The following is a 14871-nucleotide window of genomic DNA, read 5'->3' on the forward strand; positions in this document are numbered from 1 at the left end:
TTATCGGTTCGTGACCGGGTAAACACCTTGTGGCCGCCACAAGAGAATCGCCACCATCAGCGCGATGTTGGAAAACAGCGCGACCTTGGGCACCAGGAAGCCGGTGTAGTTGGCCATCAGGCCCACCAGCAGCGCGCCGATCAGCGCGCCCAGCGTGGAGCCCAGGCCGCCGATGATGATGACGATGAAGATCAACACGTTGACCTGCGCGCCCATCTGCGGCGTGACGGTCTGCTGGTAGAGGCCCCACATCACACCGCCCAGGCCCGCGAGCGCACTGCCCACCACGAACACGCCGATGAAGAGCTGGCGGATGCGGTAGCCGAGCGACTCGACCATCTCGCGGTCCTGCACGCCGGCGCGCACCAGCAGGCCGACCTTGGTGCGGTTGAGCGTCCACACCATCGCGGCGAACACCGCGGCGCCCACCAGCACCGCGAGCAGGCGGTACTTCTCCACCGCCGCGTCGCCGAAAATGAAGGAGCCGCGCAGGCTCTCGGGCAATGGCAGCGCGATCTGCTCGGGGCCCCAGACGACCTTGATCATTTCTTCACCAATGATCATGCCGCCCATGGTGATGAGGATCTGCTTGAGGTGCATGCCGTAGACCGGGCGAATGATGAGCCGCTCGAACACCCAGCCCAGCGCACCCGCCACCGCCATGGCCACCAGCATCGCGGGCAGCAGCGCCACCAGGTTGAGCCAGAGGCTGTCGGCCGTGGTGTAGCTGCCCATGCTGGCCAGCACGGTGGTGGCCACGAAGGCGCCAAGCGCGATGAACACGCCGTGGCCGAAGTTGAGCACGTCCATGAGGCCGAACACCAGCGTGAGGCCCGAGGCGATGATGAAGATGATCATGCCCATGGCCAGACCCGCCACGGTGAGCGTGAGCCAGGTGGAGCCGCTGCCCACGGCGGGCAGTGCAATCAGCGCCAGCGCCGGCACCAACGCGAGCGGCTTCCAGTCGAAGTCGGCTTTGAGAAGTGTCATTGGTGTGCTCCGAGGGAGAGGCCGAGCAGCCTGGATTGCATGTTCTCGTCTGCCGCGAGCTCGGCCATGGACCCGCTGTGCACCACGCGCCCGTCGTCCATGACGGCCACGGTGTCGCCGAGCTGGCGCGCGAAGTTGAAGTTCTGTTCGACCAGCAGGATGGTGGTCCTGGCGGCCTTGAGTTCGCGAAAGGCCGCGATCATGTTCTGGATGATCGCGGGCGCCAGGCCCTTGCTGGGTTCATCGATCAACAGCAGGCGGCGCGGCTCGACGATCGCGCGCGAGACCGCCAGCATCTGCTTCTGCCCGCCGCTCAGTTTGCCGGCGGGGTGCAGCCAGAACTTCTTGATGGCAGGGAACAGGCCGAAAATCCATTCGAGCCGCACGGTGTCGATGTCGTCCAGCGTGCGCGCGCCGCGCGCGGCCAGCAGCATGTTCTCGCGCACCGAGAGGTCGGAAAAGATGCCCATGCTCTCGGGCACGTAGGCCACGCCGCTCTGCGCGGTGTCGGGTGTGGGCTGCTTCGTGATGTCGACGCCGTCGAGCACCACCTTGCCCTGGCTGGCGTGCCACAGGCCCATGATGGTGCGCAGCGTGGTGGTCTTGCCCGCGCCGTTGCGGCCCAGCAGCATGGTGAGCTGGCCCTCGGGCACGGCCAGGTCCACGCCGTGCAGGATGTGGTACGCGCCGATGTGGGTGTGCACGCCGCTCAAGGTCAGAAAATTGCTCATGGATGGGACTCCCGCCGGGCCGCCCCAAGGGAGGCGCGCGCCCCCTTGGGGGGCAGTGAATACACGAAGTGATGAACGTGGGGGCTCATACGGTTTCGGGGTTGATGCCGAGGTAGGCCTGCTGCACCACGGGCGAGGCGATCACGGTGGCGGGGTCGCCATCGGCCACCAGTTCGCCGTTGTGCAGCACGATGATTCGGTCCGAGAGTTCGCGCACCACGTCCATCTTGTGTTCGACCAGCAGGATGGTTTTGGTCTTGTCGTTCTTGAGCTGGCGGATCAGGTTCAGGATCACCGGGACCTCGTCCACGCTCATGCCGGCCGTGGGCTCGTCGAACATGAACACCTGCGGCTCCAGCGCCATCAGGATGCCGACCTCCAGCTTGCGCTGGTCGCCGTGCGGCAGGCTGCTGGCCAGCGCATCGCGCTTGTCGGCCAGGGCCACCGTCTCCAGCACCTCGTCAGCGCGCTGCAGCAGGTCTCGCCGGTCGCTCCAGATGCGCCAGAGATTGAGGCCCGCCCTGGCCTTGGCCTGCACCGCCAGGCGCACGTTCTCCTGCACCGTGAGGTTGGGAAACAAATTGGTGAGCTGGAAGGCCCGGCCCAGCCCGGCCTGCGCGCGCGCCGGTGCGCCGAGTGACGAGATGTCGTGCCCACCCAGGCGCACGCTGCCCGCGCTGGCCTTGATCTGGCCAGAGATCAGGTTGAAGTAGGTCGTCTTGCCGGCGCCATTGGGGCCGACGATGGCGGTGAGCGTGCCCGGCGCGAAAGCGCAGGAGACAGCATTCACCGCCACGTGCCCGCCAAAGCGGACCGTGAGGTCTTGGGTTTCAAGCATGGAAGAACTGCGCCGGGGCGCGTATCGGTGAGAAATCCACCCACCCACCGTTCGGGCTGAGCCTGTCGAAGCCCATCCACACATGGAGGCCCTTCGACAAGCTCAGGGCGAACGGGTGTGATGGGCGCCGCGGAAAAGAATCAGCGCTTGTTGCGGATGGGTATCGCCAGATCTTCAGGCTTGATTTCCCGCACCAGCTCAGGCACACCCCACGCAAACGCCGGGTCCACCTTGATCTTGAAGTGGTACATGCTCTGCATGGCCTGGTGGTCTTCCTTGCGGAAGGTCATCTTGCCCTTGGGCGTGTCGAAGCTCATGCCTTCCATGGTGCTGATGAGCTTCTCGGTGTTGGTATCGCCGTTGGTTTTCTTCAGCGCCGTCACCACCGCCATCGCGGCAGAGAAACCGCCCGCGGTGAAGAAGTCTGGTGGTGTCTTGTACTGCTTGTAGTGCTCGGCCACCATGGCGTCGTTCACCGGGTTCTTGGGGATGCCGAAGTAGTAGTACAGCGCGCCTTCCATGCCGGGGAACTGCTTGTAGGCCACCATCGCCGGCAGGATGTTGCCGCCCGTGGCCAGCTTGATGCCGTAGCGTTTTTCCAGATCCATTTCAGCAATCTTGCTGAACGGCGTGGGAGCACCCGACCAGCCCACCGAGATGTACTTGGTGCCGGGCTGGTCCTTGAGTTTGTCGACGATGCGCAGCAGGCCGGCGGTGAAGTCGGTCGTGCCCACGGGCAGGTATTCCTCGTGAACGATCTTGGCCTTCTTGATGAAGTCCTTGGTGGCCTTCACACCGTCGCGGCCGAAGGCGTTGTCGTTGGCGAGCAAGGCGACCACATTGCCGGGTTGGTCCAGCGCCACGGCGTTGGCGGCGGCGTCCTGGCTGCTGTTGCGCCCGGTGCGGAAGATGTATTTGTTCCACTTGTCACCGGTGATCGAGTCGGCCACGGCGGGCTCGACCAGCAGGATCTTCTTGTACTCCTCGGCCACCGGCAGCATGGCCAGCGCCACGGGCGATGCCGTCGGGCCAATGGCCAGGTCGACCTTGTCGTCGGCGTAGGCCGCGGCCAGCAGGCTCTTGCCCACGTCGGGCTTGCCCTGGTCGTCCTTCTCGATCACCACGATCTTCTTGCCGGCCACCATCATGGTGCCGCCGGTGGCATAGCTCAGACCCATCATCAGGCCGGCCTGGGTCTGCTTGGCGTAGGCCTCGAGCGGGCCGGTCTTGCTGTGGATGTGGGCAATGCGGATCTCGCCCTTGCCGGCCTGCGCCATGGCCGTCGAGGAGCCGAATGCGGCGGTGCAGGCGAGCGCGATGACCGCCAGGCGGCGGGTGGGATTTGTCATGTCTTGTCTCCTGGTTTTGAACGATTCACAGCTTGCGCCGTGCGCAGACATTGCAGGCTTCGTGCCAGTTCAGAAGACCCTTGATTTCGCTGACTTTTTTCAGCCGGCATGCCTGCTACGTCTGATTTTCAGACGCAAGAATCGAATTGATCTGTCTGATATTCAGTCAACCGTCTGAATATCAGACACAAGCCCCATGGCGGTGAGGCGGTCGTACAGGCTGGCGCGCGAGATGCCGAGCAGCTTGGCCGCCGCCGTGCGGTTGCCACCGGTGTGCGTCAGCGCTTGGGCAATCGCCCGGTGTTCCAGCTCGGCAATCTGCTCGGGCAAGGGGCGCAGAGCGTCACCCGGGGCAGCGCGCTGCGGCGCGCGCACGGCAGCGGCCGGTGCCAGCGCGGGCAGACCCGCTTCCTGCAACACCATGCCCACCTGGGCGCCCGCGATGTGATGCGTGTCGCTGCGCAACGCGAGCTGCTCCAGCACGTTGCGCAGCTCGCGGATGTTGCCGCGCCAGGGTTGCGCGGCCAGCAGGGCTTGCGCATCAGCAGTGAGCTCCAGCTGCGCGCCACCGCCGCGCGCGGCGATGTCCTCGCACAGGGCCTCGATCAGCAGCGCGATGTCATCCTGCCGCTCGCGCAGCGGTGGCACGCGGATCGGCAACACGTTGAGCCGGTAGTAGAGGTCTTCGCGAAAGCTGCCTTCACGCACCATCTGCTGCAGGTCGCGCGAGGTGGCCGCGACCACGCGCACGTCGAAATGCACCAGCTTGTTCGAGCCCAGTGGCTCGATCTCGCCTTCCTGCAGCGCGCGCAGCAGCTTGACCTGCACCGACATCGGCATGTCGCCGAGTTCGTCGAGGAACAGCGTGCCGCCGTCGGCCAGTTTGAACTTGCCGTCGCGGCCCTTCTTGTCGGCACCGGTGTAGGCGCCTGGGGCCACGCCGAAGAACTCGGCCTCCAGCAAGGTATCGGGCACGGCCGCCATGTTCACGCTCACGAACGGGCGGCCCGCGCGTGGTGAGGCGGCGTGGATCGCGTGCGCGAGCAGCTCCTTGCCGGTGCCGGTCTCGCCCAGCAGCAGCACCGGGCTGGCCGACTGCGCCGCGCGGCGCGCCTGGCGCTTCACCTCGAGTGCGGCGGCGCTGCTGCCCACGAAGCTGGCAAAGGTGTACTTGGTGCGGCGCTGGCTGGCGAGTTCGCGGCGCGCATCGCTCAGGTCCTGCTCCAGCCGCGCAAACTTGCTGATGAGCGGCTGCAGCGTGGTCTCGGGGTGGTCGAACAGCACGATGCCCAGCACGCCGATGACTTCCCCCGCGTCGTCGCGCAGCGGGATGCGGCTGACCACGAAGGTGCCGGCCTTGTTGGTCAAGAGGTCGATGAGAATGGGTTTGCCGGTGGCCAGCACCTGGTGCATCTGCGTGTTCTGCACCACGCGCGAGACGGGGTGGCCCACAAAGTCCTCCTCGCGCTCGAAGCCCAGCGCGGGCAGGAAGCGGCGGTACTGGTCGTTGATCCAGACCACGCGCGCGTCGCGGTCCACCAGCATCATGCCTTCGCTGGCGTTGGCAAACAGATCGAACATCGACCTCGCGGCCAGTTCAAGAATGCTTTGCGCGTCGCGCGGCAGGCGGTTGTCCCGGATCATGGCTGGATGGTACCCCTGGTGGGTATCAGGTTTCCTCCGGCTGGCCCGGTCATCGGCGGCCACGGGGCACGGCTCCGCGAATGTCCCCCGGGGCCTTTGGCCCCTCCTCCTTGATTTCGCTGAGGAGAGGCGGCAAAGCCGCCTCGGGGGACAGCCGCGGAGCAGAGCGCCGCTCGCTCACGAGCCCGCGAGGTTTGACGCTCTAAGCCCGAACCCGTCGAGCCAACAAGCGCGGCACCAGCAACACCATCACCACCACCGCCAGCAAGGTCGCCGACATCGGCCGCTGCAAAAACACCATCCAGTTGCCCTCGCCAATGGACAGCGCATTGCGCATCTGCGCCTCGGCCATGGGACCCAGGATCAGGCCCACGATCACCGGCGCGGTGGGGAAGTCGTATCGGCGCATCACCACACCCAGCAGGCCCAGGCCGTACATGAGGAACAGGTCGAACGCGCTCTGGCGCATGCCGTAGACACCCACGGTGGCGAAGATCAGGATGCCGGCGTAGAGCTGCGGGCGCGGGATCTTCAAGAGCTTGACCCACAAGCCCACCATCGGCAGGTTGAGCACCAGCAGCATCACGTTGCCGATGTAGAGCGAAGCGATCAGCGCCCACACCAGGTTGGACGACGTCTGGAACAGCTGCGGCCCGGCGTTGATGCCGTAGTTCTGCAGCGCGCTCAGCAGGATGGCCGCCGTGACCGAGGTGGGAATGCCCAGCGTGAGCAGCGGCACCAGCGTGCCGGTCACGGCGGCGTTGTTCGCCGCCTCGGGTCCGGCCACGCCTTCGATGGCGCCGGTGGTGCCGAACTCGGCCTTGTGTTCGGGGCTGGCCAGCTTGCGTTCGGTGGCGTAGCTCAGGAAGGTGGGAATCTCGGAGCCGCCGGCCGGGATGGTGCCGAACGGAAAGCCGATGGCGGTACCGCGCAGCCAGGCCGGCCACGAGCGGCGCCAGTCGGAGCGCGACATGTGCACCTTGGTCATCTTGTTCATGAAAGCCGGGCTTCGGCCTTCGTAGAGCGCGTTGTAGAGCGCCTCGGCCACGGCAAAGAGACCCACGGCCACCAGCACCACCTCGATGCCGTCCATGAACTCGAGCACACCAGCGGTGAAGCGCACCTGCGCGGTGATCTGGTCGATGCCGATGAGGCCCAGCGCCAGCCCGAAGAACAGCGCGGTCAGGCCACGCAGCGTGCTCTGGCCGAGCACCGCGCTCACCGTGGTGAAGGCCAGCAGCATCAGGCAGAAATACTCGGGCGGGCCAAGCTGCACCGCGAACTCGGCCAGGATGGGCGCGAACAGCGTGACCAGGATGGTGGCGATGCTGCCGGCCACGAACGAGCCGACGGCCGCGCTGGCCAGGGCCGCGCCGGCGCGCCCGCTCTTGGCCATCTTGAAGCCTTCGAGCGCGGTGACCATGGTGCCGGTTTCACCCGGCGTGTTGAGCAGGATCGAGGTGGTCGAGCCGCCGTACATCGCGCCGTAATAGATGCCGGCGAAGAAGATCATCGAGGCCGTGGGCTCGACCTGGCCGGTGATGGGCAGCAGCATGGCCACGGTCACGGCAGGGCCCAGGCCAGGCAGCACACCGATGGCGGTGCCCAGTGCGCAGCCGGCGAAGGCCCACAGCAGGTTGATGGGGGTGCCGGCGGTGGCGAAACCGCCGAGCAATTGGGTGAGGGTGTCCATCATGGTGTCAGATCCAGCCGCTGGCGGTGATGCCTGGCAGGTTCACGGCCAGCAGTTTGGTGAAGAGCCAGTACACGGGCGCTGCGATCAGCATGCCGGTGACGGCGTCCTTGACGGTCTGGCGAAGATCGCCACCAGGCTTGCCTTCGCTGGCACGCAGGCCGCGCACCGCGAGCACGAAACACAACGAGCAGCTCAGGATGAAGCCGATGGTGGTGATGAGCGCTGCATTGAGCAGCACACCGGCCGACACCCAGGCCAATGCGCGCCAGTCGCCGCGCGCCGCACCCGAGGGCTCCTCCATCTGGCGGTAGCCGCCGGTGAGCACCTCGCGGATCAGCATCACGCCACACAGGCCCAGCGCCGCGCTGATCACCCAGGGCAAAAAGTTGGGGCCAACGCCGGCATAGCCCGCGTCGGAAGGAATGTCCATCGCGCCCCAGGCGAGCACCACCGCCACGATGAGAGCACCGATACCCATGGCGAGCTGACCAGGGCGGTGGTTGGGTGTGGGTGAGGAGTCGTTGTTCATATCGTTATTCCTGAGCCCAAAGCGAGAGCCCCGCAGCGAGAGAGGAAGCCCCTCCAGGGGCATCAAGGGTCCGGCTCCGCCGGCCCAAGATGCCGTCCCCCTCCCAGCGCCGAAGGCGGCCTTGCCGGTCAGCAACGCAGGCATCCAGTTGTTCTTCTCGATCGCGGCGGCCCAGGCCTTGCTCTGCGTGGCCTTCACCACCATGGCGGTCAGCGCGTCGCGCTGCGCCTGGGTGATGCCGGGTGCGCCATACACGCCGCGCCAGTTGCCGATCTCCACGTCGATGCCCTGCTCTTTCAGCGTGGGCACGTCGATGCCCTTGACGCGCTGCGGCGAGGTGACGGCGATCGCGCGCATCTTGCCGCTCTCGATGTACTGCTGGAACTCGCTGTAGCCGCTGCCGCCCACGGTGACGTTGCCGCCCAGGATGGCCGCCGTGGCCTCACCACCGCCACGGAAGGGCACATAGTTGATCTTGGAAGCCGGCACGCCGACCGACTGCGCGATCTGCGCGGCAGCGATGTGCTCGGTGGCGCCGCGCGAACCGCCGCCCCACTTGATGCTGCCCGGGTCCTTCTTGAGCTGCTCGACGACGTCCTTCATGGTCTTGTAGGGCGAGTTCGACGGCAGCACGAACACGTTGTATTCGGTGGTCAGGCGCGCAATGGGCGTGAGTTGCGTGATGGAGACCGGCGGCTTGCCGGTGATGATGCCGCCGAGCATCACGGCGCCCATCACCATCAACGCGTTCGGGTCACCCTTGCTGGCGTTGTAGAACTGGGCGAGGCCGATGGCACCGGCCGCGCCGCCCTTGTTCTCGAAGGTGACCGAGGAGGCCACGCCGGCGTCGCGCAGGGCTTCGCCCAGCGCTCGGCCCGTGCCGTCCCAGCCACCGCCCGGGTTGGCCGGGATCATCATCTTGATGTTGGCATTGGCCCAGGCGGCATTGGGCAAAGCACCGGCAGCGGCCAGTGCGGCCAGGGATTTGAGGAAGGTATCGCGGCGCATGGTGTGTCTCCTGCAATGTGTGATCAGACGGTTGTATCTTGCAACTGAGCGCTGTCAGTTCGCTGTCCATCACCCTAGGACAAACCCTAGGGTGATGGATCTCAAAGAATCAAAAACGGTGGCGCAAGCCGAACTGGATGCCGTTGGAATTCGAGCCGGCCACCGGGCTGTTGAAGCCCAGGGCGGCTGCAGCGTCGTTCGACACGGCGGTGAGGTGGCCGTAGACCGCGGTGCGCTTGGACAGGTTGTGGCTGGCCTGCAGCGTGTAGATCTTCGCGTCGTCGCTGGCGGCTGCTGCCGAACCGTTGACGTCCTTGGCTTGCGCCGCACCCACCGACACCGTGGTCTCGCCGAACCTGAATGCTGCGGCCAGACCGTAAACCTTGAGCTTCTTCGCCGCCTTGTCTTCCGCGTCGTAGTAGGCGGAGAGTTTGAACGCGCCGAAGTCGTAGGCACCGGCCAGCAACACCGCATCCTTGCCCTGCTTGCCGGCCAGCACGCCGTCGGCATCGGTCACCTGCATGATCGAGACGCCGGCCGTCAGCGGTCCGTTGGCGTACAGCGCATGCGCGCTCACCTGCTTGGCGAAATCCTTGCTGGGATCGGTGCTTGCGCGGCCGTCGCCCAGGCTGTGCTGCAACTGGAAAACGGTGTTGGCCACGGTCGGCGAGACGTAGGTGATGGCGCTGTCCACCCGGTTGTAGTCGCCGTTGCCGATGATCGGGACCACGCTCAGCACGTCGTACGTCTTGGTGCCGACGATGCCGGCGATGTCGTCCATGGGCGAGTACTGGCGGCCCAGGCGCACGGTGCCCCATCCGCCGCCCAGCCCGACGAAACTCTGCCGGCCAAATGCACGCCCGCCCTGCCCCAGGGTGCCCGACTGAGCGTTGATGCCGGACTCCAGCACGAACACGGCCTTGAGCCCGCCGCCCAGGTCTTCCGTGCCGCGCACACCCCAGCGCGAACCCTGCTGCTGACCCGAGACCATGCGGGTGATCGAAGTCGCGCCCTTGACGCGCTCCACCGCCACGTCGACGACGCCATACAAGGTCACGGATGACTGAGCGCTCGCCAGTCCGGTGAACAGCCCGAGAACGGCCAGGGCGACTGCATTTCTTTTCATATTGACCTCTAGATTGGATGAACAACCGCAACAAGCCCGACGTGTCCGGTGCGGCGTCGGACAGGCTGCAATGCTCGTTTCGCTGGCTGTCAGTTCGCTGTCCACGGCATGCGTACAAACCCTGTGCAAAACCGATCCCCGGGTGGGAGTGGCGCATCCCTTGCCCATAATCGAGGGCCATGAAACTGCTGCTGATCGAAGACAACGCCACCATGCAGACCACCCTGCGGCGCAGCTTCGAGCGGCGCGGCGTGCAGGTGATCGGTTGTGAGGACGGCGCCCGCGCGCTGGCCTTGTGGCAGGCTAGCCTGCCCGACGCGGTGCTGCTTGACCTGAGTCTGCCCGGCATGGACGGCCTGGAGGTGCTCAGCCAGGCGCGCGCCGCGGGCCTGGAAACACCGGTGATCATCCTCACCGCGCGCGGCACGGTGGGCGACCGCATCCTGGGCCTGAACACCGGCGCCGACGACTACCTGCCCAAGCCTTTTGATCTCGACGAACTGGAGGCGCGTCTGCGCGCGCTGGTGCGCCGTTCGGGCAACGCCGACAGCTCGTCGGGCGCCGGCCGCGGGCCGGTGTGGTGCGGCATGCACGTGGAAAAAGACAGCGGCGCGGTGTACTTCGCTGGCCAGCCCATGGAGCTGGCACCGCGCGAGTTGTCCATGCTGCAAGCCCTGCTCGGCAAGCCGGGGCACGCGATCGCCAAGGAGCGCCTGTTCGAGCTGGTGTTTCCGGGTGAAAGCCATGTGCAGCCGGAAGCCATCGAGGTGGTGGCCTACCGCCTGCGCAAGAAGATCGCCCACACCGGCGCACAGCTGGTCACCTTGCGCGGTCTGGGCTACCTGCTCAAGGCCGACAGCTGATGCCTCAGCCCGTCACGGCCCCCCGGCAGCACGCGCTCTCGCTGCGCCGCACCCTGTTGCTCGGCATCCTGCTGCCGGTGTTCGCCTTCCTGCTGATCAACACCCTGGTGCTGTACCGCCAGGCCCTGGACGCGGCCGACACCGCCTACGACCGCACCTTGCTCGCCACCGCCAAATCGCTCGGCGAACAGCTGCGCGTCACCGGCTCGGGCAACGACGTCCGGATCGAATCCACCCTGCTCTATTCGGCGCTGGAGGCCTTCGAGGCCGACAACCGCAGCCGCATCTACTACCGCGTGAGCGGCCTGCAGGGTGAGATGGTCTCGGGCTTTGACGACATGCCGGCCTGGCGGCGCGACATCCCGCAAGAAAACCTCTATGCCGCGCTGGTGAACTTCTACGACGACGAGTACCGCGGCGTGCCGGTGCGCATGGCCGTGCTGCTGCAACCGGTCTCCGGCGTGTACGAGCAGGGCATGGCCACCATCCAGGTGGCCGAGACGCTGGAGCTGCGCGAGACCCTGGCGCGCCAGATCCTGATCGACACACTCTGGCGGCAGGCCGCGCTGGTGCTGTTGATCGCGCTGGTGGTGGTGTTCGTGGTGCAACGCGCCACGCGCCCGGTGCGCGCGATCAGCCATGCGCTGGGCGCTCGCAGCGAGAACGATCTCTCACCCCTGCCCACCGAAGGCGCGCCGCGCGAACTGCTGCCGTTGCTGGACGCCACCAACCAGCACATGCTGCGCCTCTCGCACCTGCTGGAACACCAGAAGCGGTTTGTGCGCGACACCTCGCACCAGCTGCGCACGCCACTGGCCGTGCTCAAGACGCAGGTGCAATCGGCACAGCGGGGCGATGTGGAACCGCTCCAGGCACTGGAGGAAATCGGCCACACGGTGCAGCGCGCCACCGAGCTGGCCAACCAGATGCTCGCGCTGGCCAAGGTGGAGCAGCTGCGCCAGGAGAAGAGCGCGCCAGTGCACGATTGGTCGGCCGTGGTGCGCCTGGTGGCACTCGACCTCTCGGCACTCATTGCCGAGCGCGCGCTCGATTTCTCCATCACCACGCAACCCGCGTCTGTGCGCGCCCACGAATGGGCGCTGCGCGAACTCAGCCGCAACCTGCTGCACAACGCCATCAAGAACACGCCCGCGGGCACCGCGCTGACCGTGGCGCTGGTGACGGATGCGCGGACCGCGGCCCTCACCATCAGCGACGAAGGTCCGGGCATCTCGGCCGCGCTGCGCGAGCGCCTGTTCCAGCCGTTTGCCACCGAACCCCGGCAGAACACCAGCGTCCCGGGCTCCGGGCTGGGCCTGGCGATCTGCCGCGAGATCGTGCAGTCGCTCGGCGGCGCGATCGATCTGGACAACCGCACACAATCGGGCCAGGTGCGCGGGCTGGACGCCACCGTGCGACTGCCCCTGGCCACACCCAACCCCTCTGCATGAAACCCGCCACCACAAAAGAACTGCAGTCCACCAAGGTCCGTCTCGACAAATGGCTCTGGGCCGCGCGCTTCTACAAGACGCGGGGCCTGAGCAGCGAGGAAATCGACAAGGGTCGCGTCAGGCTCAACGGCCAGTTGGCGAAGCCCTCCAAGGACGTGAAGATCGGCGACACGCTGGAACTGCGCATCGGCCACGAGGTGCGCACGGTGGTGGTCAAGGCTTTGAGCGGCGTGCGCGCTTCAGCGCCGGTGGCGGCCCTGCTCTTTGAGGAAACGGCGGCATCGCTGGCGCAACGCGCAGCCAACGCCGAGATGCGGCGCCTCGCGCCCGAGCCCGCACACAGCCAGACCATGGGGCGGCCGACCAAGCGGAACCGGCGCGACATCGACGGGTTGAAAGAAGACGCCCCAAAGGACGACTGGAACGATCGTTGGAGCGCCTCGCTGGACGAGTGACCGCCCTCACCCTCCTTCGACAAGCTCAGGGCAGGCCAAGCCTCTCCCGGAGGGAAAGGGAGCAAAACCCGCAACGCACGAAGCAACGCAAGGCCCGGAGGCATCGAGGGTCCGGCTCCGCCGGCCCAAGATGCCGTCCCCCCTCCCAGCGCCGAAGGCGCGCCAGAGAGGGGGGAAGCCGCGTCAGCGGCGCAGGGGGGAGCTCCTCGCTCCTTGGGGGAGTTCACCCTCTCCTCAACCCCAGCCACATCACCGTGGCCACCACCAGCAGGCCGCCCGCCACCTGCACCGCTGCGATCGACTGCCCCAGGATCGCCCACGCCAGCACCAGCGCGAAGATGGGTTCGATGTTCATGATGGCCGAGTTGCCCACCACGCCGAGCTTGGGCAGCACGGTGAACATGATGGTGAAGGCCGTGCCGTAGAGCAGCGTCAAGCCGAACAGCCCCCACCAGCCCACCGCCGCCTGCGGCAACGCCAGCCCCCCCTGCACGCCACAGGCGATCAGGGCCATGAGACCCACGATGGTCATGGTGGTGGCGGTGCGAAGACGACCGTCCAGGCCCTCGGTTTCGTGCTGCGTGATCACCAGGGCCAGACCAAAGGTGGCCGCCGCCGTGAGGGCGAACGCCACGCCCACGCCGATCTGCGCCCAATGCCCGGAGGCGCCGAGACCCGAGGCGGCGCCGGACACGTCGAGCGCGAGCGCCAGGCCCAGCAGCATCACCGGCATGGCGCGCAACACGCGCGGCTGTGGTCGCTGCCCGTAGACCACGCGCGCCCACAGTGCCGTCCACAACGGGTAGGTGTTGAAGGCCAGCAAGGCCAGCGCCACCGGCAAGCGCGCCACCGAAGCATAAAGACACAGGCTCTGTACACCCACCAGCAGACCGATGGCGAGCAGTGCCTTGCGGTGGTGCGGTTGCAGACGCACCGGCACGCGGTAGATCAACAAAAGCGAACCGACCACCAGGGCCGTGACGCCACTGCGAAACACCACCGCCGTGGCCACGCTCACGCCGTCGTCGAAGGCCAGGCGGGCGGCCACGTGGTTGGCGCCCATCATCAGGGCGATGAGCAGCAGGGTGGCGAAGGCGGATGTGGACAGAGCGCCGGTAGGAGATGGGGATGCAGACATGCCTGCATTCTGCTGGGCCGACAAGGAAGCGCGTGTCACATCGGCACCGGTGCATCAGCCCCGCAGGGCTCCCGTGCTCAGAGGTCCAGCACCAGGCGCGCGCTGCAAGCACGGGAGCAGCATGGCAGGAACTGGCTGTTGTCCGCCTTTTCCTCCGGGGTGAGGTAGTGGTCCCGGTGGTCGGGCACGCCCGCTTTCAAGCCCGTGAGGCAGGTACCGCACACGCCTTGCTCGCACGACATGGGAATGTCCAGGCCGGCGGCTTGCAGGGCAGCGAGCGCGGTCTGTTCGGGCTGAACCACGATCACCCGACCGGTGCTTGCGATCTCCAACTCGAAGCTGCCGTCGCCGCTGGTGTCCACCGGGGCGGCACCGAAAAACTCGAAGTGCAGCCGCTCCTCGGGCCAGCCCTGTGCGCGAGCCGTGCCGAGCACAGCGTCCATGAAGCCCTGCGGCCCGCAGGTGTAGAGGTGAGTGCCCGGTGCGGCCTGTTGCAGCAAGGCGGCAATGTCGAGTTTCTGGGCCGCATCGCCATCATCGAAGTGGTGGTGCACCTGGCGGGCAAAGGGCGCTGTGGCCATGTGTTCCACGAAGGCCGTGCGCTCGCGCGTGCGACTGGCGTGGTGCAGTTCGAAGCTGGCGCCATCGCGCGTGAGCTGTTCAGCCATGGCCAGCAGCGGCGTGATGCCGATGCCACCGGCCAGCAGCAGGTGGTGCGCCGCGTCGCAGGCCAGCGGAAAGTGGTTCTTCGGCGTGCTGATGTGCAGCGTCGAGCCCTCGCGCACCGCGTCGTGCACCGCCCGAGAGCCACCGCGCGAGGCGGCGTCGCGCAGCACCGCGATCTGGTAATGCGAGGGGCTGCCCGACGGGTTGCACAGGGAGTACTGGCGCACCAGGCCGTCGGCCAGGTGCACGTCGATGTGGGCGCCTGCGCTGAAGGCAGGCAGGGTGTGGCCCGGCTCTGCCACCAGGTCGAGGCCGCAGATGTCCAGGGCCTCGACGCGCTTGCGCGCCACACGCACCAGCACAGGGGTTTGGGGTTCGCTCATGGTG

The 14871-nt window shown here is 66.8% G+C and carries 13 protein-coding genes and 1 pseudogene; 3 read left to right on the forward strand and 11 right to left on the reverse strand.

Annotation, left to right across the window (positions count from 1 at the left end; translation table 11 throughout):
• The 9 genes and pseudogenes from ASE11_RS19310 to ASE11_RS19345 form a co-directional block, all read right to left on the reverse strand.
• Complete coding sequence (locus ASE11_RS19310; RefSeq protein ID WP_056275319.1) at positions 1-990, reverse strand: branched-chain amino acid ABC transporter permease; 990 nt, start codon at positions 988-990, stop codon at positions 1-3.
• Positions 987-1721 (reverse strand): ABC transporter ATP-binding protein, encoded by a 735-nt coding sequence (locus ASE11_RS19315; protein WP_056275322.1) that lies wholly within the window; start codon positions 1719-1721, stop codon positions 987-989. The genes ASE11_RS19310 and ASE11_RS19315 overlap by 4 nt, the downstream gene beginning before the upstream one ends.
• 85 nt (positions 1722-1806) lie before the next feature.
• Entirely contained in the window at positions 1807-2559 is a 753-nt protein-coding gene (locus ASE11_RS19320; protein ID WP_056275325.1) for an ABC transporter ATP-binding protein, read from the reverse strand.
• Between the two features lie 140 nt (positions 2560-2699).
• Positions 2700-3908, reverse strand: a complete 1209-nt coding sequence (locus ASE11_RS19325) for a substrate-binding domain-containing protein (protein ID WP_056275328.1) — start codon at positions 3906-3908, stop codon at positions 2700-2702.
• A 162-nt stretch (positions 3909-4070) separates the two neighbouring features.
• On the reverse strand, positions 4071-5552 hold the full coding sequence (locus tag ASE11_RS19330; protein WP_056275331.1) for a sigma-54 interaction domain-containing protein: 1482 nt from the start codon (positions 5550-5552) through the stop codon (positions 4071-4073).
• Positions 5553-5754: 202 nt separating this feature from the next.
• A complete protein-coding gene (locus ASE11_RS19335; protein ID WP_056275334.1) occupies positions 5755-7245 on the reverse strand; it encodes a tripartite tricarboxylate transporter permease in 1491 nt (496 codons plus the stop codon).
• Between the two features lie 7 nt (positions 7246-7252).
• Positions 7253-7921 carry a tripartite tricarboxylate transporter TctB family protein gene (locus ASE11_RS26320; RefSeq protein ID WP_321166271.1) on the reverse strand — a complete coding sequence of 223 codons (669 nt, stop codon included), beginning with the start codon at positions 7919-7921 and terminating at the stop codon, positions 7253-7255.
• Positions 7901-8785, reverse strand: a pseudogene (locus ASE11_RS26325) (tripartite tricarboxylate transporter substrate binding protein); the annotation flags it as partial. The pseudogene ASE11_RS26325 and the gene ASE11_RS26320, both read right to left, overlap by 21 nt.
• Positions 8786-8894: 109 nt before the next feature.
• A complete protein-coding gene (locus ASE11_RS19345) occupies positions 8895-9911 on the reverse strand; it encodes a porin (protein ID WP_056275338.1) in 1017 nt (338 codons plus the stop codon).
• 179 nt (positions 9912-10090) lie between these two features.
• Between ASE11_RS19345 and ASE11_RS19350 the strand changes: the two genes are divergently transcribed.
• The 3 genes from ASE11_RS19350 to ASE11_RS19360 are packed head-to-tail and all read left to right on the forward strand — an operon-like array spanning position 10091 to position 12680.
• The gene (locus tag ASE11_RS19350; protein ID WP_056275341.1) at positions 10091-10774 is read left to right on the forward strand and encodes a response regulator transcription factor; all 684 of its coding nucleotides are present in this window, start codon (positions 10091-10093) and stop codon (positions 10772-10774) included.
• Positions 10774-12225 carry a sensor histidine kinase gene (locus ASE11_RS19355; RefSeq protein WP_056275345.1) on the forward strand — a complete coding sequence of 484 codons (1452 nt, stop codon included), beginning with the start codon at positions 10774-10776 and terminating at the stop codon, positions 12223-12225. The genes ASE11_RS19350 and ASE11_RS19355 overlap by 1 nt, the downstream gene beginning before the upstream one ends.
• Complete coding sequence (locus tag ASE11_RS19360; protein ID WP_056275346.1) at positions 12222-12680, forward strand: RNA-binding S4 domain-containing protein; 459 nt, start codon at positions 12222-12224, stop codon at positions 12678-12680. The genes ASE11_RS19355 and ASE11_RS19360 overlap by 4 nt, the downstream gene beginning before the upstream one ends.
• A gap of 223 nt (positions 12681-12903) precedes the next feature.
• Here ASE11_RS19360 and ASE11_RS19365 read toward each other — a convergent pair whose 3' ends face one another.
• The gene (locus tag ASE11_RS19365; RefSeq protein ID WP_056275351.1) at positions 12904-13818 is read right to left on the reverse strand and encodes a DMT family transporter; all 915 of its coding nucleotides are present in this window, start codon (positions 13816-13818) and stop codon (positions 12904-12906) included.
• A gap of 77 nt (positions 13819-13895) precedes the next feature.
• Positions 13896-14867 (reverse strand): PDR/VanB family oxidoreductase, encoded by a 972-nt coding sequence (locus tag ASE11_RS19370; RefSeq protein ID WP_056275355.1) that lies wholly within the window; start codon positions 14865-14867, stop codon positions 13896-13898.
• Between the last annotated feature and the right edge of the window lie 4 nt (positions 14868-14871).

The organism is Hydrogenophaga sp. Root209 (assembly GCF_001428625.1).
In the GTDB taxonomy this organism is placed as follows: Bacteria; Pseudomonadota; Gammaproteobacteria; order Burkholderiales; family Burkholderiaceae_C; genus Hydrogenophaga.